This is a genomic window from Flavobacteriales bacterium, assembly GCA_026129465.1.
Taxonomy (GTDB): Bacteria; Bacteroidota; Bacteroidia; order Flavobacteriales_F; family PHOS-HE28; genus PHOS-HE28.
The window spans coordinates 548,127-565,971 of the sequence record JAHCIA010000001.1 but is presented as its reverse complement, the minus strand read 5'-3'; the positions used below and the strand labels follow the sequence as shown (position 1 = coordinate 565,971).

Below are 17,845 nucleotides of genomic sequence, written 5' to 3'. Positions count from 1 at the left end.
TCAACGGTGGGCACTGCCAGCAAGCCCGGGCCTGAAGCGGACCACCGCGTCGATCACCCGCCCCTGGTCCTCCTCTGAAAGGCTGGTGTAGAAAGGCAGGCGCACCAAACGATCGCTCACGTCCTCGCTCACCGGATGATCGCCCGGGCGACCTCCCCAGCGTGCGGCGTACTCGCTGAGATGAAGCGGCAGGTAGTGGAACACCGCCTTGATGTCCTGCGCGGCCAGGTGCGCGATGAAGTCCGTGCGGTCCTGGAGCGAGGGCATCAGCAGATGGTACATGTGCCAGGCCTGATCGCAATGCCCGGGTACGATGGGACGACGGATGCCTGCAAGATCCGCCCATTCTCCCAGGGCTTGGTCATACCGCTCCCAGATGGTGCGTCTTCTGGCCTGCACCTCCTCCCAACGCTCCAGCTGGCCGAAGAGAAATGCCGCGAGCACGTCGCTCATCACATAACTGGAGCCGAGATCCACCCAGGAGTACTTGTCCACTTCGCCCCGGAAGAAGCGCGCGCGGTCCGTGCCCTTCTCGCGTAGGATCTCGGCCCTTGCCACCAGCGACATGTCGTTCACGAGCAAAGCCCCACCCTCTCCGCAGGTGATGTTCTTGGTCTCGTGGAAGCTCTGCGTGGCGAGTGCGCCGAAGGATCCCAGCGGCCGGCCCTTGTATCGCCCGAACAGGCCGTGCGCATTGTCCTCCACCACCGCCAGGCCGTGACGCGCCGCGATATCCAGGATGGCCTCCATCTCGCAACCCACGCCCGCGTAGTGCACCGGCACGATGGCCTTGGTGCGAGGTGTAATGAGCGCCTCGATGAGCCGCTCATCGATGTTGAACGTATCGGGCCGCACATCGCAGAACACGGGTTTCGCACCGCGCAGGGCGAAGGCGTTCGCCGTGGAAACGAAGGTGAAGTCCGGTATGATCACCTCATCCCCTTCACCTATCCGCAGAAGCAGGGCCGTCATCTCCAACGCGTGGGTGCAGGAGGTGGTGAGCAACGCCTTGCCACTGCCGGTCACCGCTTCCAGCACACCCTGGCAACGACGGGAGAAGGTCTGGTCGCCGGCCACCTGGCCGATCGCCAACGCATCGTGGATGTGGCGCATCTCATCCCCGATGATGGAGGATCGATTGAAGGGGATCGGCGCTGGCATGTGTGGTGGCGGCTAATCGGTCCGGCCAGTGAACCGCATCCGGAATCGCGGTAGCGGGAGCAGGTCCCGCCCCTGCTTATCGTTCAAGGCATCTATCCGCAGGGTTCCAGTTCCACAGACCACCACGGGCTTGCCGTCCTGCATGAAGATGACCTTGCCGGGGGTACGGTTCTCGATCACCACATCCGGCAGTTCGGCGCAGGCCCTGATGCGGCATGGCACACCCTCCAGCTGTACGAGCGCGCCCTTGTAGGGTGGCCCAACGGCGTCCACGAATCGCCGGATGCGCGCCGCGTCCCAGCGGAGATCCACGAGATAGTCCATGTCATCGCGCCACAAGCTGTAGGTGGCGCGGCTTTCGTTCTGGTCCACCCCACGCAGTTCGCCGCGCATGGCCAGCGACACCACCTCCGATGCGAGTTCAGCGTAAACCGGCGCGATGTCACGGAACACTTGGGCGATGGTGACCGGATAGTGCAGCGGCATGGCGCGCTGTGCGATGATGGGCCCACGGTCGTACTCCGCGGCCCCAAAAAGCGCGGTCACGCCTACTTGCGGCTCACCGTTCACCAGGGCGCTCACCAACGGCGCGAAACCGCGGTAACGAGGAAGAAGCGCGTCATGGAACACCACCAGCTGCTGACCGGGCCGGGGGCTGATGAGCCATCGCCATCCAACAGCGAAAAGGAACCTTGCCTGGGAGTCATCGGGCGGCGGCTGTCCACGATCCACAACGGGGATGCCGGCGGAGCGTGCCAACCGCACGATGGCTTCGTACCCGTCGTCCATGGTCGCCTTGTCGCGTGCGGTCACCACATGGGCGACCACGGCCGCGCCATGGTCCTCCACGATGCGTCGCAGCACCGCTTCACCTCGGCTGGACATGAGATGAAGGCCAAGCAGGTGCTCAGTGGGCATCGCGCAGGATGGTGTCGATGATGAAAGCGGGGCGCTGCTTCACGCCTTCGAAGGTCTTGCCCACGTAAAGGCCCACCACGCCCAGAATGAGGATGACCAGCCCGGAAAGGATCCAGATGGACACGATGAGACTGGCATAGCCCAGCACCGCGATCTCCCCACGGAGCGCCATGAGGATGGTGTACACGGCGAAGCCGAAGCCCACGAATGAGACGAGCATCCCGGTGAGTACGACCAGCCGCAATGGTTTGTCGGAGTACGCCAGGCAGATGTCCAAGGCGAGATGGATGAGCTTGCGCAGGCCGTAGGAGGTCCGGCCCGATGGTCTGGTGGCGTGTTCCACATCGACCGTGGTGCGACGGAATCCCACCCAGCGCACCATGGTGGGGAAATAGCGTATGCTCTCGGGCATGGCCACGATGGCGTCCACCAGCTTGCGGTGATAGACCCCGAAATTGGCGATGGCCGGATCCTGGGGTACACCGGTGAGCCAGCCCAGGATGCTGTAGAAGACCGATGAGGAGAGCCGCTTGAGCGGCCCGTCCTGACGGACCGCCCTGCGCGCCAGCACCGCATCGTATCCGGTATGCGCCTTGTCCAGCAGGGCCTTGATCTCCTCGGGCCGATCCTGCAGGTCGCAATCCATCACCACCACCCATTCGCCACGCGCGATGGCGAGGCCGGCGGAGATCGCATGATGCTGACCGAAATTGCGGCTCAGCTTGGCGCCCACCACATGCGGGTGCTTCGCGCAGGCCGATCGAATGGCTTCCCAACTGCCATCGGGGCTTCCGTCCTCCACCAACACGATCTCGAAAGGACGGCCGATCCCTTCAGCTGCGGCGGATACCCGCTTCACCAGGGGGGCAACCAGTTCTTCCGCCATGTACACCGGACTGACGATGGACAAGTACGGCCGTTCGCCTGCTTCCATCTCCATCCGTGGTCCGGTCGTCATCGTTCTGTGATCCTTCGGATCTTCGCTGGGGCCTCGGTGGTATCCACAACCCCCACGGCCTTGTCCCAACGGGGTATGGGCAAATCTAACCGGCACTTCCGATCGACCCTGGGACCCGTGGTGTACGGATGGCGCTCCCCTATCTGCCGGCTTACGGTTTCACGTAGCCCCCGGCCCCTTCCGGCAGTTCCACCCGGTCGTTGCTGCGGTCCATGTCGGCGGTGCGATCCAGGGGGTCGATGGTGACGGTGGCCAATCGCGTGATGCGGCCTGGTATCGTGAAGCTGTAGGTGGGGTCGGTCCACTGCCAGGCGGGCAGCGTTGTGCTGGGCCATTCTTCGCTGCCATCCGGCTTGGGGCCTCGCATCAACGACAAGGGGATGTGGTACATGGTGATGCGGCCATCCCGCTCCTCCACCGCCAGGTCCACCGGCATCAGCATCTCGCCCTTGCGTTCAAGTGTGATGCGCAGCTGGCCATCCACTTCCAGGATGCTGTGTATGCCGTAGTCCAACTGGCGCGTGGTGTTGATCCACTGGTCGAAGTACCAGTCCAGTTCCAGACCGCTCTGCTTCTCCATCACGCGCTCGAAGTCGATGGGTTCCGGGTGCTTGAAGCCGCAGGTCCTGGTGTAGCGCAGCATGCCGGCCGCGAGGGTCCTCTCACCGATCACCGCGCCGAGTTGATGGACGAACACCTCCCCGAAATTGTAGGCCGTGACGCCATATCCGAAATTGCTGAGGAAGTGGTCCGCGTGGATGCTGGCCGGCTCGTGCTTGGGGCTTTCCACCAGGGCCTTGTAGCCCGCGAAGGCGCTCGCGTGCGGATCCTCCGGCCGTGGGAAGAGATGTCGCATCACCTTGCTGCTGGCATATTGGGTCATGCCCTCGTCCATCCAGGCGTAACGGCCCTCGTTGCTCGCCAGCATGCCGTGGAACCAGCTGTGCACGAATTCATGCACGCTCACACCCACCAGGCTGCCTAGACGGCGCCTGCCCGTGATCAGCGTCAGCATTGGGTATTCCATGCCCCCATCGCCACCCTGCACAAAGCTGTATTGCGGCCAGGGGTATCTCCCGAAATGCTCGTTCAGGTAGTGCAGCGCCTTCACCATGTGGCCGGGCAGGTCCTTCCACACGGCGGCCAGCTCGGGGTCGTTCTTGTGGAAGAAGTGCATCACCGGTCCGCCGGGTACCTCCTCGATGAAGTGCACATAGTCAGGATCCGCCGCCCAGGCGAAGTCATGCACATCCTTGGCCACGAAACGCCAGGTGAGTTGGTCACCGGCAGGACGCTTCAATGGCTTTTTCGCGGGGTAGCCATGCCCGATCTGCTCCGGGTTCTGCAGCACACCGGTGGCGGCCACGGTGAAGGCGCTGTCCAGGGTGAGTTTGACATCGAAGTCGCCCCACACACCATGGAATTCGCGCCCAACGTAGGGATACGCGTGCCAACCCCGGTGGTCGTAATGGGCGAGCTTGGGATACCATTGCGACATGCTGTAGGCCACACCCTCGCTGCTGTTGCGGCCGCTGCGGCGTATCTGCACGGGCACCTGGCCCCGGAACGCGTAGTTGACCGTGGTGCTGCGTCCGGGAAGCAGCGGCTGGGACAAGGTGGCGCGCAACACGGTGCCCATCGGTTCAAGTGCCACGGGCTTCCCTCCTTGTGACATGCGCTCCACCACGAGTTCGCCCAGCTCATGGGGCTGCAATTCGGCGATGCGTGCCGCCACCCTGTTGTCCGGATCCTCGATGGTACGCGACCGCACATCCATCTCGCTGCCCGGCCTGAAGGCATTGTTGTACAGATGGAACCACAATTCGCGCAACGTGTCGGGGCTGTTGTTGACGAGCTGCAGGGAGGCCTCCGCGTTGTAGCGATGCGATCGGACATCGAAGGCCACATCCATGCTGTACCTCACACGTTGCTGCCAACGGTCGCATTGGGCACTGACATGCACCGTGGATGCGCAGATGCCGGCGGCCACCATGGACCGGATCAAGAGAAGACCCATGCCGCAAAGAAAGGCGCCGCGATCGGAGCGATGCGGCGCATGGCACGAACAGTGCGTTCAGTGACTAGGACAGAAGCCTTTGGCGCAGGGCGAACTCGAGTTGCCTGTTGGTCTCCTCCAGCCGCTCCAAACGTTCGACCCGTTCCTCCTCGGTACGGATCTCCTGGAAGGCCTGCTTCACGGCCTGCTGGATCTGGTCGTTCACCCAGGGCTTCGCGAAGTACTTCGTCACACCACCGTTGTTCACGGCATCGATGATGGCCTCCAGGTCCGAATAGGCGGTCACCAGCATGCGGCGGACATGAGGATACCGGTCGCGCACCAGGGAGAGCAACTCGCTGCCCCGGGTACCCGGCATGCGCTGATCGGTGATCACCACATGCACCCGATGCTGGGCCAGGTGCTGCCAAACCTCAGCGAGGTCAGCGGCGGTGAGCACTTCCATGGCATGGCGGAAGGCCGCCTTGAAGGCCTGTCTATTGCCCGCATCATCGTCCACGAAGACCACCACGGGCTTCGGTTCCACATGGCGCAGGGGCATGGCATTGGACATGGGTATGGCGTTGTTTGGCCCCCTGCTACGGAAGTGTGTATCAGCAGGTTATTGAACAACATGTTCAAAACTTGTTGATAACCCGGCCTTGATTACCTTCGTCTGCGCAAGAGAACCTTGGACCGCTCTCGTCTGACCTTTTGATGACCTTTCTGACCGACGCCCTCAGGGGCGCTTCGGCGACCGGCTTGGACACGTACAGGCCGGAGTTCTTCCGCTTGGCCTTACCGGGGGACCGGGAAAGGCTGGAGGAACTGCTGAAGCGCGACCCACGGATCGTGACGCACGACGCGTTGCACGGTCAACTCACCGAATTGGTGCGGTCGCTGAACCCATCCCGGCAGTTCAACCGACAAGAACTTGACGCCGCCGCCCAGGCACACTTGGGCATGGTCCCCGGTGAGGAGTACGGCGTGTGGGCCCATTACCCATGGTCCGGCCGCCTGGTTCATCTTCTGGATGAGCCGGAATTCGCCCTGGTCCGCACCGATCGCAACCGGAACAAGATCACCCGGCAGGAACAGGCCCTCTTGTCGACCAAGCGCATCGGGGTCATCGGACTGAGCGTGGGCCAGAGCGTGGCCCTGACACTGGCTTTGGAGCGCGGCTTCGGTGAGTTGCGATTGGCCGACTTCGACCAACTGGAGTTGAGCAACCTGAACCGGATCCGGGGTGGGGTGCACCAACTGGGCATCAACAAAGCCGTTCTGGCGGCCCGCGAGATCGCCGAGATGGACCCCTTCCTTCGGGTGACCTGCTTCACCGAGGGGATCACACGTGGGAATATCGACCGCTTCCTCACCGACGGAGGCAAGCTCGACATCCTGGTGGAGGAATGTGACAGTGTGGAGATGAAGATCCTGGCCCGGCAGCGAGCCAAGGCCCATCGGATCGCGGTGGTAATGGACACCAATGACCGCGGCATGATCGATGTGGAGCGCTTCGACCTGGAACCCGATCGGCCCATCCTCCATGGCCTGATCGACCATCTGGACCTGGAGGCCGCGACCCACGCCCGCACCATGGAGGAGAAGATACCCTACCTGGCGCCCATGGCGGGGCTGGACCACCTGAGTCCGCGCATGAAGGCGAGCATGATCGAGGTGGGACATACCATCACATCCTGGCCCCAACTGGCCACAAGCACCGTGCTCGGCGGTGCGCTCACCGGGGATGTCTGCCGGAGAATAGCGCTGGACGAGTTCCGTGTTTCCGGCCGCTGGTATGTGGACATGGAAGCGTTGATCGGTGGTGCCGGCGCTCAGGCTCCTTCGCCCGCCCCACCCTTGGAGCCTGATGCTCCGGCCCAGGAAGTGGTGGTGACCCTACCAAGCGAACCCACATCCCTGGCAGGACGGGGCCATGGCGGATTGTCTACTCAAGAGGCCCGGGATCTGGCCGAAGCCGGTGCCATGGCACCATCGGCGGACAACATGCAGCCGTGGCGGTTCGAACTCGTGGAGGGTCGCCTGCTGCTGTGGCATGATCCGGCACGATCAACATCGGTGCTCGACCCGGACCGGCTGATACCCCACATCGGCTTGGGCATGTGCGTGGAGAACATCCTGCTGCGTGCTGCCGAGCGCGGCATGGACCTGCATTGCGACACCCTGCCCCTGTCGGAAGACCACGACCTGGTCGCCGTTTTCAGCCGCAATGGGGCCAATTCGACCGTAGACCCCGCATTGGGCCGGTTCCTGGCTGCAAGGCACACCAATCGCCAGAAGGGAGACGGGCGCCCCATTCCCACGTTGCAGTTGGAACGATTGGTCCGGGAAGTCCGGTCGGTCGACGGGGCCGAGCTCCACACCATCACGGATGGAGCGGCGATCGACACGTTGGCCGTGTTGCAGGGTGCCGCGGACAGGCTGCGCATCATGAACGAGCATGGGCACCGCGAGTTCTTCCAACACCAGTTGCGCTGGAACACCCAGGAGGCCGAACGTCACCGGGACGGGTTGGATATCGCGACACTGGAGCTTGGGGCAGCGGGGCGTGTGGGCATGCGCATGGCGGCGGCGCCCATGGCCATCCGCACGCTGGGCGCCATGGGCGGCGGCGGCGCCTTGGAGAAACTGTCCGCCGATACCGTGCGCACCTCCTCGGCCGTGGTGCTGCTCTCCATGCCTTCCCTCGATTTCGCGCAGCGGATCGATGGAGGACGTGCCGCCCAGCGTCTGTGGTTGTGCGCCACGGCATTGGGGCTGGCGGTGCATCCCCTTTCCGCTCCCATCTTCCTGGGCCAGCATGCCCGCCGCGATGGCTCGGGGTTCAAACCACAGGAGCGCCAGGAGGCCCTGGACCTCTGGGAACAACTGGTCCAACTCTTCCGCATCAACGACCGCGAACCCTTGTTCATGGTCCGCCTTTCCTACGCACCACCACCCAGCGCCCGTTCGCTCCGGCGACCCCTTTCGGCTCTGTTCACCCAACACGAGACCGTAACGACCTGAACCCATGGACATTCTCACCATCCGTGCCTTCCGGGCCACCGACGACCCCGCCTCCTGTGCCGAATTCCTTCGGGAACATGTGCGGGTGCTCACCGACTATGGGATCACCCATGTGAACACCAACAACGCCGATTGGATAACCGACCCGGATGTTCATGTGATCACCGTGGAACACGCCGAACTGGGCATGGTCGGTGGCGCACGCGTGCATGTGCGGACCTCCGCCGACAACCACTTGCCCATTGAACTGGCCATAGGCAAGTTGGACCCTTCGATCCACGAACTGGTCCGTGAACGCGCCAAGGATGGCGTTGGTGAACTCTGCGGCATGTGGAACGCGGTGCGCTACCACGGCAAGGGCATGCCCACGCTATTCGGCCTCTCCGCCATTTCATTGGCCAGCCAGTTGGGGATCAAGACCCTGCTTGGACTGGCGGCACGTTACACCCTGGACCACAGCCTGGACTTCGGCTTCCGACCCGTGCTGAGCATCGGGGACCAAGGGGTGTTCCATGCCTACCCGCGCCGGGGCTTCCAAGGCATAGTGGTGGGCATTGACGACCTTTTGACCCTGGAGCACGCCATCGCGCCATTGCGCGAAAGGATCCTGAGCCTGCGGATGGCACCGGACCAGAAGCGCGTGGAACGAACCACCCGCACGGATCTTTTCATCCACTATCGGATGCGGCTGGACAATGGCATCCACGATCTGGCCACCTACGATAGCATCCGGGAGGATCGTTTGCGCTACATCGCCTGATCCCTTCCGGGAGGAACCCCTGCACGTTGTGTGGCGTAGAAGCCGCGCATGCGTGCGCCCTGCATCGCCCTCTGGCCTTTCCTGCCCGCCCTGCTCGCCGCCCAGCCGCTGATCGAGGCGGGCGACCGGCATGAGATGCGATCCATCGGCCATTTGGTGGAGATCCTGGAAGATCCGAATGGCGTACTTACCCTCGAAGACGCGATCGCCACGGACGGTTACGAGCGGTCTCAGCAGGCGGTCCCCAACTTCCACGTATCCCGTTCAACATTCTGGGTGCGCTTCGGCCTGCGCAATACCGGCAACCAGGAAGGACTCTTTCTCCACATCCCGCAGCCGGACATCGGCAGCATGGACATCCATGCGATCGCGCGAGACGGCACCTCCATCCTGGAGCAGCGCATGGGCCAGTCCATACCCCTTTCACAATGGGGCAACAAGGACATTGACATGTGGACGCGCATTCCCGTTCCCGCAGATGGGGAGGCGACCATCTACCTGCGCGTATCCAGCGACAAGCTGCTGCGGCTGCCCATCCACGTGGGCACCGGCGTGGCGCTGGCCGAAGTGCGCAGTTGGCGCGACGGTTTCGGAGGGGCCTACGTCGGGGTGATCCTGGTGATGCTCCTGTACAACCTGTTCATCTTCCTTTCCACCCGGGACAGGAGCTACCTGCACTACGTCCTCTACATCACGCTGGTGGGCATCACCCAGGCCGATTTCCTGGGGATCAACAAGCACTACCTCTGGCCCGAAAGTCCATGGCTGGGCCACGGCGCCGCCTTCGTGCTCACCATCATCACGGCGGTGGCGGCCAACCGGTTCATGCACCGTTTCCTGAATACCGAGGTACATGCCCCGGGCACGCGACGCTTCGCCTGGTTCTTCTATGCGCTCTTCATCGTGGGTCTTTCCATGAAAGCCATGGGGATGGACATCGTCTCCTACAACCTGCTGCAGGGGGCCACGGGCGGCATCGCGCTCTACCAGCTCATCGTGGGCATCATCGCCTTGCGCAATGGATCGCGCAGCGCACGCTTCTTCCTCATCGCCTGGACCATATTCCTCTTGGGCGTGATGCTATTCGTGCTGAAGGACCTGGATGTGCTGCCCTATACCTCATTGACGAAGAGCACCATGGTGGTGGGTTCCGCAGTGGAGGTGGTGCTCCTCTCCTTCGGTCTAGCGGATCGCATCAATGAACTGCGGCGCGAAAAGGAACGTTCGCAGGCCGCTGCGCTCGAGGCCTCCCGGGAGAATGAACGCATCATCCGCGAGCAGAACGTGATCCTGGAATCGAAAGTGCAGGAACGCACGCGCGCCCTGCGGGAATCCAACGAGCACCTCAAACGCACCCAGGCCCAGCTGGTGAACGCCGAGAAGATGGCTTCCATCGGTCAACTCACGGCCGGTATCGCGCACGAGATCAACAACCCCATCAACTTCATCACCAGCAACATCGGGCCACTGCGGCGCAACATCCAGGAGATCCTCGAAGTGATGAAGGGTTACCGGTCCCTGGAGGAAGGAGGCGCCGCAGACCGCCTGCGCGAGTTGAAGGACCTGGAACGCCGGCTGGACATCGCCACCTCCATCGAGGAACTGGATGACATCATCGGCAGCATCGCCGAGGGCTCGTCCAGAACAGCGGAGATCGTGCGCGGACTGCGCAACTTCTCCCGCCTCGACGAGGACGACCTGAAGGAGTCCGACCTGAATGAGGGCATCCGCAGCACACTCTCCGTGCTCGCCCCCCAGTACCGCGACCGGGTGACCTTCCGGCTGGAGCTGAGCGACATCCCCAAGGTGGAGTGCTTCCCGGGCAAGGTCAACCAGGTCTTCATGAACATCCTCACCAACGCCGCGCAGGCCACCATCGCCAAGCCGGGCGATCACGAACGTCTGGTGACGGCGAGGACGACCTGTGATGGCGACACGGTGACCATCAGCATCAGCGACAATGGCACCGGCATGGACGAGGCCGTTAAGGCCCGTGTGTTCGAGCCCTTCTTCACCACCAAGCCCGTAGGCGAAGGCACGGGACTGGGCATGGCCATCGTGTACAGCATCGTGGAGGAACACCATGGTGCCATGGAGATCGAGAGCACACCGGAACTGGGGTCCGAATTCAAGGTCACACTACCGCTACGTCATTCCAGCTTGAAAGAGAAACGCGCATGAACCAGCACAAGGACGAACGGATCAAGGTGCTCTTCGTGGACGACGAGGAAGGCAACCTCAAGGCCTTCCGAACCACATTCCGCCGCGACATGGAGGTGCTCGTGGCCTCATCCGGCGTTGAAGCACTGGAGATCCTGGAACAGGAAGAGGTGCACGTGATCGTGTCCGACCAGCGGATGCCGGGCATGACCGGCTCGGAGTTCCTGGCCGTGGCCAGGGAGCGACATCCGCGCGCCATGCGCATGCTGCTCACCGGATACGCCGATCTGGAGGCCGTGGTGGCGGCGGTGAACAAGGGCGGTATCTACGCCTACGCCACCAAGCCCTGGGATGCCAACGATCTGAAGCTGCGCATCGAACAGGCCTTCGAGATCCACCAGCTGCGTGCGCAGAAGGACCGCCTGTTGCAGCAATACCAGCAGGTGTTCGACAACGCCGCGGATCCCATCGTGATCGTGGACCACCGTGGCCGCATCCTGGACGCCAACGCCGCCTGTGGACGCCTCATCGGCATGCCGCTCGAGGAATTGATGAGAACTCGCTTCACCGATCACCTGGAGAACGCCTCCTCATTGGTCCGGTCGCTGAAAGCGCGGCGCAAGGGGCGCGAGTTCATCAACGTGGACATCACGGTGCGCGACCGCAAGGGCGATCTGCTGGACTGCCTGATGACCGCCACCTACCTGGACAAGCATGGTCAACAGCGGGACGTGTTCCAGGCCATCCTGAAGGACATCAGCGACCGCCGCCAGGAGGAGAAGCGCCTGTTGAAGCTCAACGCGGACCTGGACCGTCGCGTGTCCGTGCGCACCGCACAACTGCTCGAAGCCTTGGAAGACCTCGGCTCATTCTCCTACACCGTGGCGCATGACCTGCGTTCGCCATTGAAGAACATCCTGGCCTTGAGCGGTCATCTGCACAGCCATGCCGAGGACAACGGCGACGGGGACGTCCTCGCCTTCACCGAACGCATCAGCAAGGCCTCCCAGCGCATGATCGAGCTGGTGGACGACCTGTTGCGCTTCAGCCAGACCAACACGCGCGACCTGGAACGCCGGGACGTGGAACTCCATGCCCTGGTGGAGGATCTGGTGCGGCAGCATGTACCCGAGCATCGGCGCGCCGAGGTGCGGATCGACATAGCCCCAGGCACCACCCTGCTGGCCGACCCGCCCATGCTGCTGGTCCTCTTGCAGAACCTCCTCTCCAACGCGCTGAAGTTCACGCGCACGGAGGAGCGGCCCGAGATCGTGATCGCGCATACGACGCAAGGAGACCGGCACATCATCGAAGTGCGAGACAATGGGGTGGGTTTCGACCCCAAGCACAAGGACCATGCTTTTGGCGTGTTCAAGCGGCTGCACACCGCCGATCAGTTCGAGGGCTCCGGCGTGGGTTTGGCCATCGTGCAACGCATCGTGGCCAAGCACGGCGGGGAGGTCTCGGCACAGAGCGCCGTCGGCCAGGGTACCATCATCCGCGTGTCATTGCCCTCCTCCTCCTCGGCCCAGGAAGCGATCCCCTTCGTGAAAGTCGCCTGATCACGTAACCCGGTGGCACCCACAGGCGTTAAGGGCCGCAATTGGAAACAGATCCATACCCATGGCACGCACCCGAACCATTGCCCTGAAGCACAACGCCGCCTGGATGCCCTATGCCCTGCTATTGGCCTCCATGTGCACCGCCACGCTCGCCTTCGGCCAACGCCGTCTGGTGGATGAGCGAGGCCAGGCCGAAGGCTGGTACCTGCCCGTGCAAGGCCAGGTGCTGGTGGAAGGCAAGCGCAGCAACGACTACACGTTGGTGCTCTATCGCGACAACAAGCCCATGGGCGCCATACCCATCCACAAGAAAGGCGGTTTCGAGCTTCAGCTCGACATCGATGGCTTCTATACCGTGCGCATCACCAAGGAGGGCTACCAGGAAAAAATGATCTACATCGACACCCATCTCCCGCCCGATCTGGTGACCTACCCCGACTATGAGCTCTTCGTGAACCTGATGCCCCCGAACGCGAAGAACATCGACCCCTTCTACACCGACTTCCCATCGGCGATCATCCGTTGGAGTGATGATATGAGCGGATTCTACCACAGCGAGAACTACCTCTCGCACATCCAGACCAGGCTTACCGGGATCGCCAGCGCGGCCTTCTGACGCGGAACCACCATCCTCCGGACCTCGACAAACAAACCAAGGAAAGAGGCACCGGACCAGGCGAGGCGGACGATCGATGTCCGCCTCGCTTCATTTTCCGGTCGTTCAGTGCTGGTCGTAGTCGATGGTCACCTCCGCGCTTCGCGGATGCGTCTGGCAGGTGAGCACGTAGCCATCCTCCACCTCCTCGTCCGTCAGGGCGTAGTTCATCGCCATCTCCACCTGGCCTTTCACCACGCGGGCCTTGCACGTGCAGCACACCGCGCCCTTGCAGGCGAATGGCACGTCCAGTCCGGCATCCAAGGCCACATCCAGCACGGCATCGCCGCTGGCGCGGACATCCAGGACCGTCTCACGCCCATCGAGGATCACGGTCACCTTCGCCATGCCGGAGAAGGCCCCATCGCCCACGGCCTGGGGTGGTGCTTTGGCCTCGGCCGTCACGGGCGTGGTGAAGAGCTCGATATGGATGCGCTTCTTCTCCACCCCAAGCATCTCCAGTGCCTCGCTCACGTTCACCATCATCTGTTCCGGGCCACAGATGAAATACTCCTTGTCCAGACTGTCGGTGACGAAACGGCCGAGCAATTGGCTGGCCTTCTCCGTGGTGATCCTGCCGTTGAAGAGCGTGTCCTCGTCCTGGCCCTGGGTCAGGATATGGTGTACCCCCAGCCGCTCGCCATACTGTGCCTTCAACTCCTCCAGCTTGCCGCGGAAGATGATCCGGTCCACATCGGTGTTGCCATAGAACAAAGTGAAACGGCTCTTCGGCTCGCCGCGCAATACGGTCTTCAGGATGCTGAGGATGGGCGTGATGCCGCTGCCGGCCGCGAAGGCCACATAATGCTTCACATGCGCGGGGTCCAGGGCGCTGGTGAAGTTGCCCATCGGTGTCATCACCTCGATGGTCATGCCCGGCTTCAACTTGTCCACCAGCACGGTGGATGCCCGGCCACCCGGTACTTTTTTCACCGCGATGCGGATCTCCTCCGGATCCAGCGGGCTGCTGCAGATGCTGTAGCTGCGGCGCAACTCCTCCCCGTTCACCGTGAGCTTCAGCGTGAGGTACTGACCGTGTACGAAGCGGAAGTCCTCGCGCTGTTCCGGAGGGATCCGGAAGGTGACCACGATGCTGTCCGCGGTCTCCTGGTGGACGTCTGCGACGGGAAGGGTATGGAAACGGGCCATCCGGGTGCTGCTCATGATGAGGGCGCGAAAATAGCCGCTGGGCTCCAGCGTCATGGGCAATGAACCCATGGCGTGCCGCGATCGTTCGCTGACTGACCGCGGTCAACCTCGCATAGCGCCCCGGTCCTACCTTAGCTGACCGTAAAACAGACGTGCCCTCATGACGGAAGTGAAGAACCTCGAGGACCTGTTCCAAGCCAAGATCGACGCGGAGCAGAAGATCGAACCCAAGGACTGGATGCCCGATGCCTACCGCAAGACACTCGTGCGCCAGATCAGCCAGCACGCGCACAGTGAGGTGGTGGGCATGCTGCCCGAAGGGAACTGGATCACTCGCGCGCCCAGCTTGAAGCGCAAGGCCATCCTGCTGGCCAAAGTGCAGGACGAAGCCGGACACGGCCTTTACCTCTACAGCGCTGTGGAGACCATGGGCACCAGTCGCGAGCAGACCATCGACGACCTGCTGAGCGGCAAGGCCAAGTACAGCAGCATCTTCAACTACCCCACCCTCACCTGGGCGGACATCGGCGCCATCGGCTGGCTGGTGGACGGTGCCGCCATCATGAACCAGGTGATGCTCTGCCGCACGAGTTACGGCCCCTATGCCCGCGCCATGGTGCGCATCTGCAAGGAGGAGAGCTTCCACCAGCGCCAGGGCTACGAGATCATGGCCGTGCTGGCAAAGGGCAGCCCCGCACAAAAGGAAATGGCCCAGGATGCCCTGAACCGCTGGTGGTGGCCCAGTTTGATGATGTTCGGTCCCACCGATGCCAACAGCCCGCACAGCGCGCAGAGCATGAAGTGGAAGATCAAGCGCCAGAGCAACGACGAGCTGCGCCAGATCTTCATCGACCGCACCGTGCAGCAGGCGGAGGTGATCGGCCTCACCATCCCCGATCCCGATCTGAAGTGGAACGAGGAGACCCAGCACTACGACTGGGGCACCATCGACTGGACGGAGTTCAACAACGTGGTGGCCGGCAACGGCCCCTGCAACAAGGAACGCCTGGCCGCCCGCAACAAGGCCCACAATGATGGGGCATGGGTACGCGATGCGGCCGTTGCTTACGCGACGAAGAAAGCCAAACGAAAAGCAGCATGATACGGAGTGGCGAGTAGCGAGTGGCGAGTCTGCCCCGGCAGCACCACTCGCCACTCATCACTCGCCACTCGCCATTCAAAAGAACATGAGCGACAACCCCAACAACTGGCCCCTCTGGGAAGTGTTCATCCAGAGCAAGCGCGGGCTGGACCACAAGCACGTGGGCAGCCTGCACGCCGCCGATGCCGCGATGGCCATCGAGAACGCCCGTGATGTGTACACCCGCCGCCAGGAAGGCAACAGCATCTGGGTGGTGAAGGCCGAGCACATCCACGCCAGCCGACCCGAGGACGCCGAAAGCTTCTTTGACCCCGCCGATGACAAGGTGTACCGGCACCCCACCTTCTACACGGTGCCCGAGGGCGCGAAATACATCTGAATGCGGTTGTCAGTTGTTGGTTGTCAGTTGTTCTTCGCTTGGGCGATGACTCTGCACCCACCAGGTCGGCAGCCAGGCAACTGACATCGGACAACGGACAACGAATGAGCCCATCCCTTTTCACATACACATTGAGGTTGGCGGACGACCTCCTCATCCTGAGCCAACGCCTGGTTGAGTGGTGCGGCCACGGCCCCGTGCTGGAGGAGGACATCGCCCTCACCAATCGCGCGCTGGACCACCTCGGCGAAGCCCGCAACCTGCTGACCTACGCCGGACAGGTGGAAGGCAAGGGTCGCACGGAGGATGACCTCGCCTACCTGCGCATGGAGCGGCAGTACACCAACGTGAAACTGGTGGAGCAGCCCAACGGCGACTACGCCCACACCATCGTCCGCAGTTTCCTCTTCGATGCCTACCACCTGCCGCTGATGCAGGCGCTGACCAAGAGCTCCGATGCGCAACTCGCCGCCATCGCGGGCAAGAGCGTGAAGGAGGCCACCTACCACCTGCGCCACAGCAGCGAATGGTTGACCCGCTTCGGGGATGGCACCGAAGAGAGCCACCAGCGTGCTCAAGCCGCCCTCGACGACCTGTGGACCTACACCGGCGAGCTATTCGAGAGCGATGCCGTGCTGGCAGAGATGACCAAAGCGGGCATCGCACCGGACATCACCGCCATCAAGGAAGCGTGGAGCAAGACCGTGGACCAGGTGCTGGCGGAAGCCACGCTGAAACGTCCTACCGACGCCTTCATGATGACCGGCGGCCGCAAGGGCCTGCACAGCGAGCACATGGGCTTCATCCTGGCGGAGATGCAGCATGTGACACGGGCGTATCCGGGGGTGGAGTGGTGAGGAATGCGCACAGCAAAGGCGCAAAGACGCAAAGGGCGCCAAGTGAGTGTGACAATGCTCTCCGCGTACCCTGCGCCTCCGCGTCTCTGCGGTGAATGCAATTGACCCATGATCACCAAACACCGCATCCTCGAGCTCCTCGACTACGTGAAGGACCCGGAGATCCCGGTGATCAACGTGCTGGAGTTGGGCGTGGTGCGCGGCGTGGAGGTGGAAGAGAGCGGCAAGGCCATCATCACCATCACCCCCACCTACACCGGTTGCCCGGCCATGGACGTGATGGCGGCGGACATCAAGAAAGAACTTCTGGAGGCCGGCGTGCCCGAGGTGGAAGTGAAAATGAGCCTCGCCCCCGCCTGGACCACTGACTGGATAACCGACGAGGGCAAACGCAAACTGAAGGAATACGGCATCGCTCCGCCGGAAAAGAGCGCCGACATCCGCGCACTGAAAGGCGAACAACCCGTGGTGCAGTGCCCGCAGTGCAATTCGAAGAACACGGTGATGCTATCGCTCTTCGGCAGCACGGCCTGCAAGGCGCTGTGGAAGTGTGAGGATTGTTTGGAGCCGTTCGATCAGTTCAAATGTTTATGAACAGATGGCGATATTCGGAGTAACCAAGTGGTGTAGTCGCCGTTCCTTGTTACTGGTGATAACGCCATTGTTATTGGCCGGATGCGACTGGCGCGAAGCCGATATCCAAGGTTCATGGTCGATAGAGCGGTTACAAGCAGATTTCTTGATCCTCAACAATGCATTCGCCCTGAACGACGACCACACCTGCTTTTTACCAGTGGTCCGGTTCGAGGACCGTCATACGACGAAAGAGACAGGTACCTGGAGGTGGTTCATCAAGGACAAGCAACAGTACTTGGAGATCATAACGGACAGCGAAGAATTCGCTGGTGTTTACAAGATAACCGGCTATCGGAAGTACAGAGATCCGGAAAGTCTAGGGGTGCTCGCTGAAATGACACTTGAATCGGAGCGAGTGCGGATGGAGTGCCGAAAGGCCCTTTATTGATGTCTCCGGACACCACACCAGCTGAAATGGCTTCCTTATCTCAAGTCTACCATTGGCGCTTCCATTCACTTCCAGTTGCATGGACACTCATTGATCTGCTCATGTCAGCGAAGCAGCAACCTTCCGGAACGCACCAA

Annotated in this window: 16 protein-coding genes; 10 read left to right on the top strand and 6 right to left on the bottom strand. The window is 62.3% G+C overall.

From position 1 onward, the window contains the following. The 5 genes from rffA to KIT10_02390 all read right to left on the bottom strand — a co-directional run bounded on the left by rffA (position 1) and on the right by KIT10_02390 (position 5,607). Complete coding sequence (gene rffA, locus KIT10_02410) at positions 1-1,161, bottom strand: dTDP-4-amino-4,6-dideoxygalactose transaminase (protein ID MCW5898096.1); 1,161 nt, start codon at positions 1,159-1,161, stop codon at positions 1-3. 12 nt (positions 1,162-1,173) lie between these two features. Beyond that, positions 1,174-2,046, bottom strand: coding sequence for a hypothetical protein (locus KIT10_02405; protein MCW5898095.1), 873 nt, complete (start codon positions 2,044-2,046; stop codon positions 1,174-1,176). Positions 2,047-2,068: 22 nt separating this feature from the next. After that, positions 2,069-3,013, bottom strand: coding sequence for a glycosyltransferase family 2 protein (locus KIT10_02400; protein MCW5898094.1), 945 nt, complete (start codon positions 3,011-3,013; stop codon positions 2,069-2,071). Between the two features lie 175 nt (positions 3,014-3,188). Further along, entirely contained in the window at positions 3,189-5,054 is a 1,866-nt protein-coding gene (locus KIT10_02395; GenBank protein ID MCW5898093.1) for a M1 family metallopeptidase, read from the bottom strand. 64 nt (positions 5,055-5,118) lie between these two features. Next, a complete protein-coding gene (locus tag KIT10_02390) occupies positions 5,119-5,607 on the bottom strand; it encodes a response regulator (GenBank protein MCW5898092.1) in 489 nt (162 codons plus the stop codon). A 143-nt stretch (positions 5,608-5,750) separates the two neighbouring features. Here KIT10_02390 and KIT10_02385 point away from each other — a divergent pair, with 143 nt between their 5' ends. From KIT10_02385 to KIT10_02365, 5 genes are all read left to right on the top strand, one after another. Further along, the gene (locus tag KIT10_02385; GenBank protein ID MCW5898091.1) at positions 5,751-8,060 is read left to right on the top strand and encodes an Rv1355c family protein; all 2,310 of its coding nucleotides are present in this window, start codon (positions 5,751-5,753) and stop codon (positions 8,058-8,060) included. Positions 8,061-8,064: 4 nt separating this feature from the next. Continuing rightward, entirely contained in the window at positions 8,065-8,820 is a 756-nt protein-coding gene (locus KIT10_02380) for a hypothetical protein (GenBank protein MCW5898090.1), read from the top strand. Positions 8,821-8,868: 48 nt separating this feature from the next. After that, positions 8,869-11,001 carry a GHKL domain-containing protein gene (locus KIT10_02375; protein MCW5898089.1) on the top strand — a complete coding sequence of 711 codons (2,133 nt, stop codon included), beginning with the start codon at positions 8,869-8,871 and terminating at the stop codon, positions 10,999-11,001. After that, complete coding sequence (locus tag KIT10_02370) at positions 10,998-12,542, top strand: response regulator (protein ID MCW5898088.1); 1,545 nt, start codon at positions 10,998-11,000, stop codon at positions 12,540-12,542. Before KIT10_02375 ends, KIT10_02370 begins: the two co-directional genes overlap by 4 nt. A gap of 61 nt (positions 12,543-12,603) precedes the next feature. Further along, on the top strand, positions 12,604-13,158 hold the full coding sequence (locus tag KIT10_02365) for a hypothetical protein (protein MCW5898087.1): 555 nt from the start codon (positions 12,604-12,606) through the stop codon (positions 13,156-13,158). A 105-nt stretch (positions 13,159-13,263) separates the two neighbouring features. Here KIT10_02365 and paaK read toward each other — a convergent pair whose 3' ends face one another. Further along, complete coding sequence (gene paaK, locus KIT10_02360) at positions 13,264-14,400, bottom strand: phenylacetate-CoA oxygenase/reductase subunit PaaK (protein ID MCW5898086.1); 1,137 nt, start codon at positions 14,398-14,400, stop codon at positions 13,264-13,266. 106 nt (positions 14,401-14,506) lie between these two features. Here paaK and paaA point away from each other — a divergent pair, with 106 nt between their 5' ends. The 5 genes from paaA (at position 14,507) to KIT10_02335 (ending at position 17,708) form a co-directional block, all read left to right on the top strand. Beyond that, positions 14,507-15,448 (top strand): 1,2-phenylacetyl-CoA epoxidase subunit A, encoded by a 942-nt coding sequence (gene paaA / locus KIT10_02355; GenBank protein ID MCW5898085.1) that lies wholly within the window; start codon positions 14,507-14,509, stop codon positions 15,446-15,448. 85 nt (positions 15,449-15,533) lie between these two features. Then, positions 15,534-15,827 carry a 1,2-phenylacetyl-CoA epoxidase subunit B gene (gene paaB, locus KIT10_02350; GenBank protein MCW5898084.1) on the top strand — a complete coding sequence of 98 codons (294 nt, stop codon included), beginning with the start codon at positions 15,534-15,536 and terminating at the stop codon, positions 15,825-15,827. Positions 15,828-15,931: 104 nt separating this feature from the next. Beyond that, entirely contained in the window at positions 15,932-16,684 is a 753-nt protein-coding gene (gene paaC, locus KIT10_02345) for a phenylacetate-CoA oxygenase subunit PaaC (GenBank protein MCW5898083.1), read from the top strand. Positions 16,685-16,792: 108 nt separating this feature from the next. Then, positions 16,793-17,278 (top strand): phenylacetate-CoA oxygenase subunit PaaJ, encoded by a 486-nt coding sequence (paaJ, locus tag KIT10_02340; protein ID MCW5898082.1) that lies wholly within the window; start codon positions 16,793-16,795, stop codon positions 17,276-17,278. Positions 17,279-17,282: 4 nt separating this feature from the next. Continuing rightward, complete coding sequence (locus tag KIT10_02335; protein MCW5898081.1) at positions 17,283-17,708, top strand: hypothetical protein; 426 nt, start codon at positions 17,283-17,285, stop codon at positions 17,706-17,708. Positions 17,709-17,845: the final 137 nt, after the last annotated feature.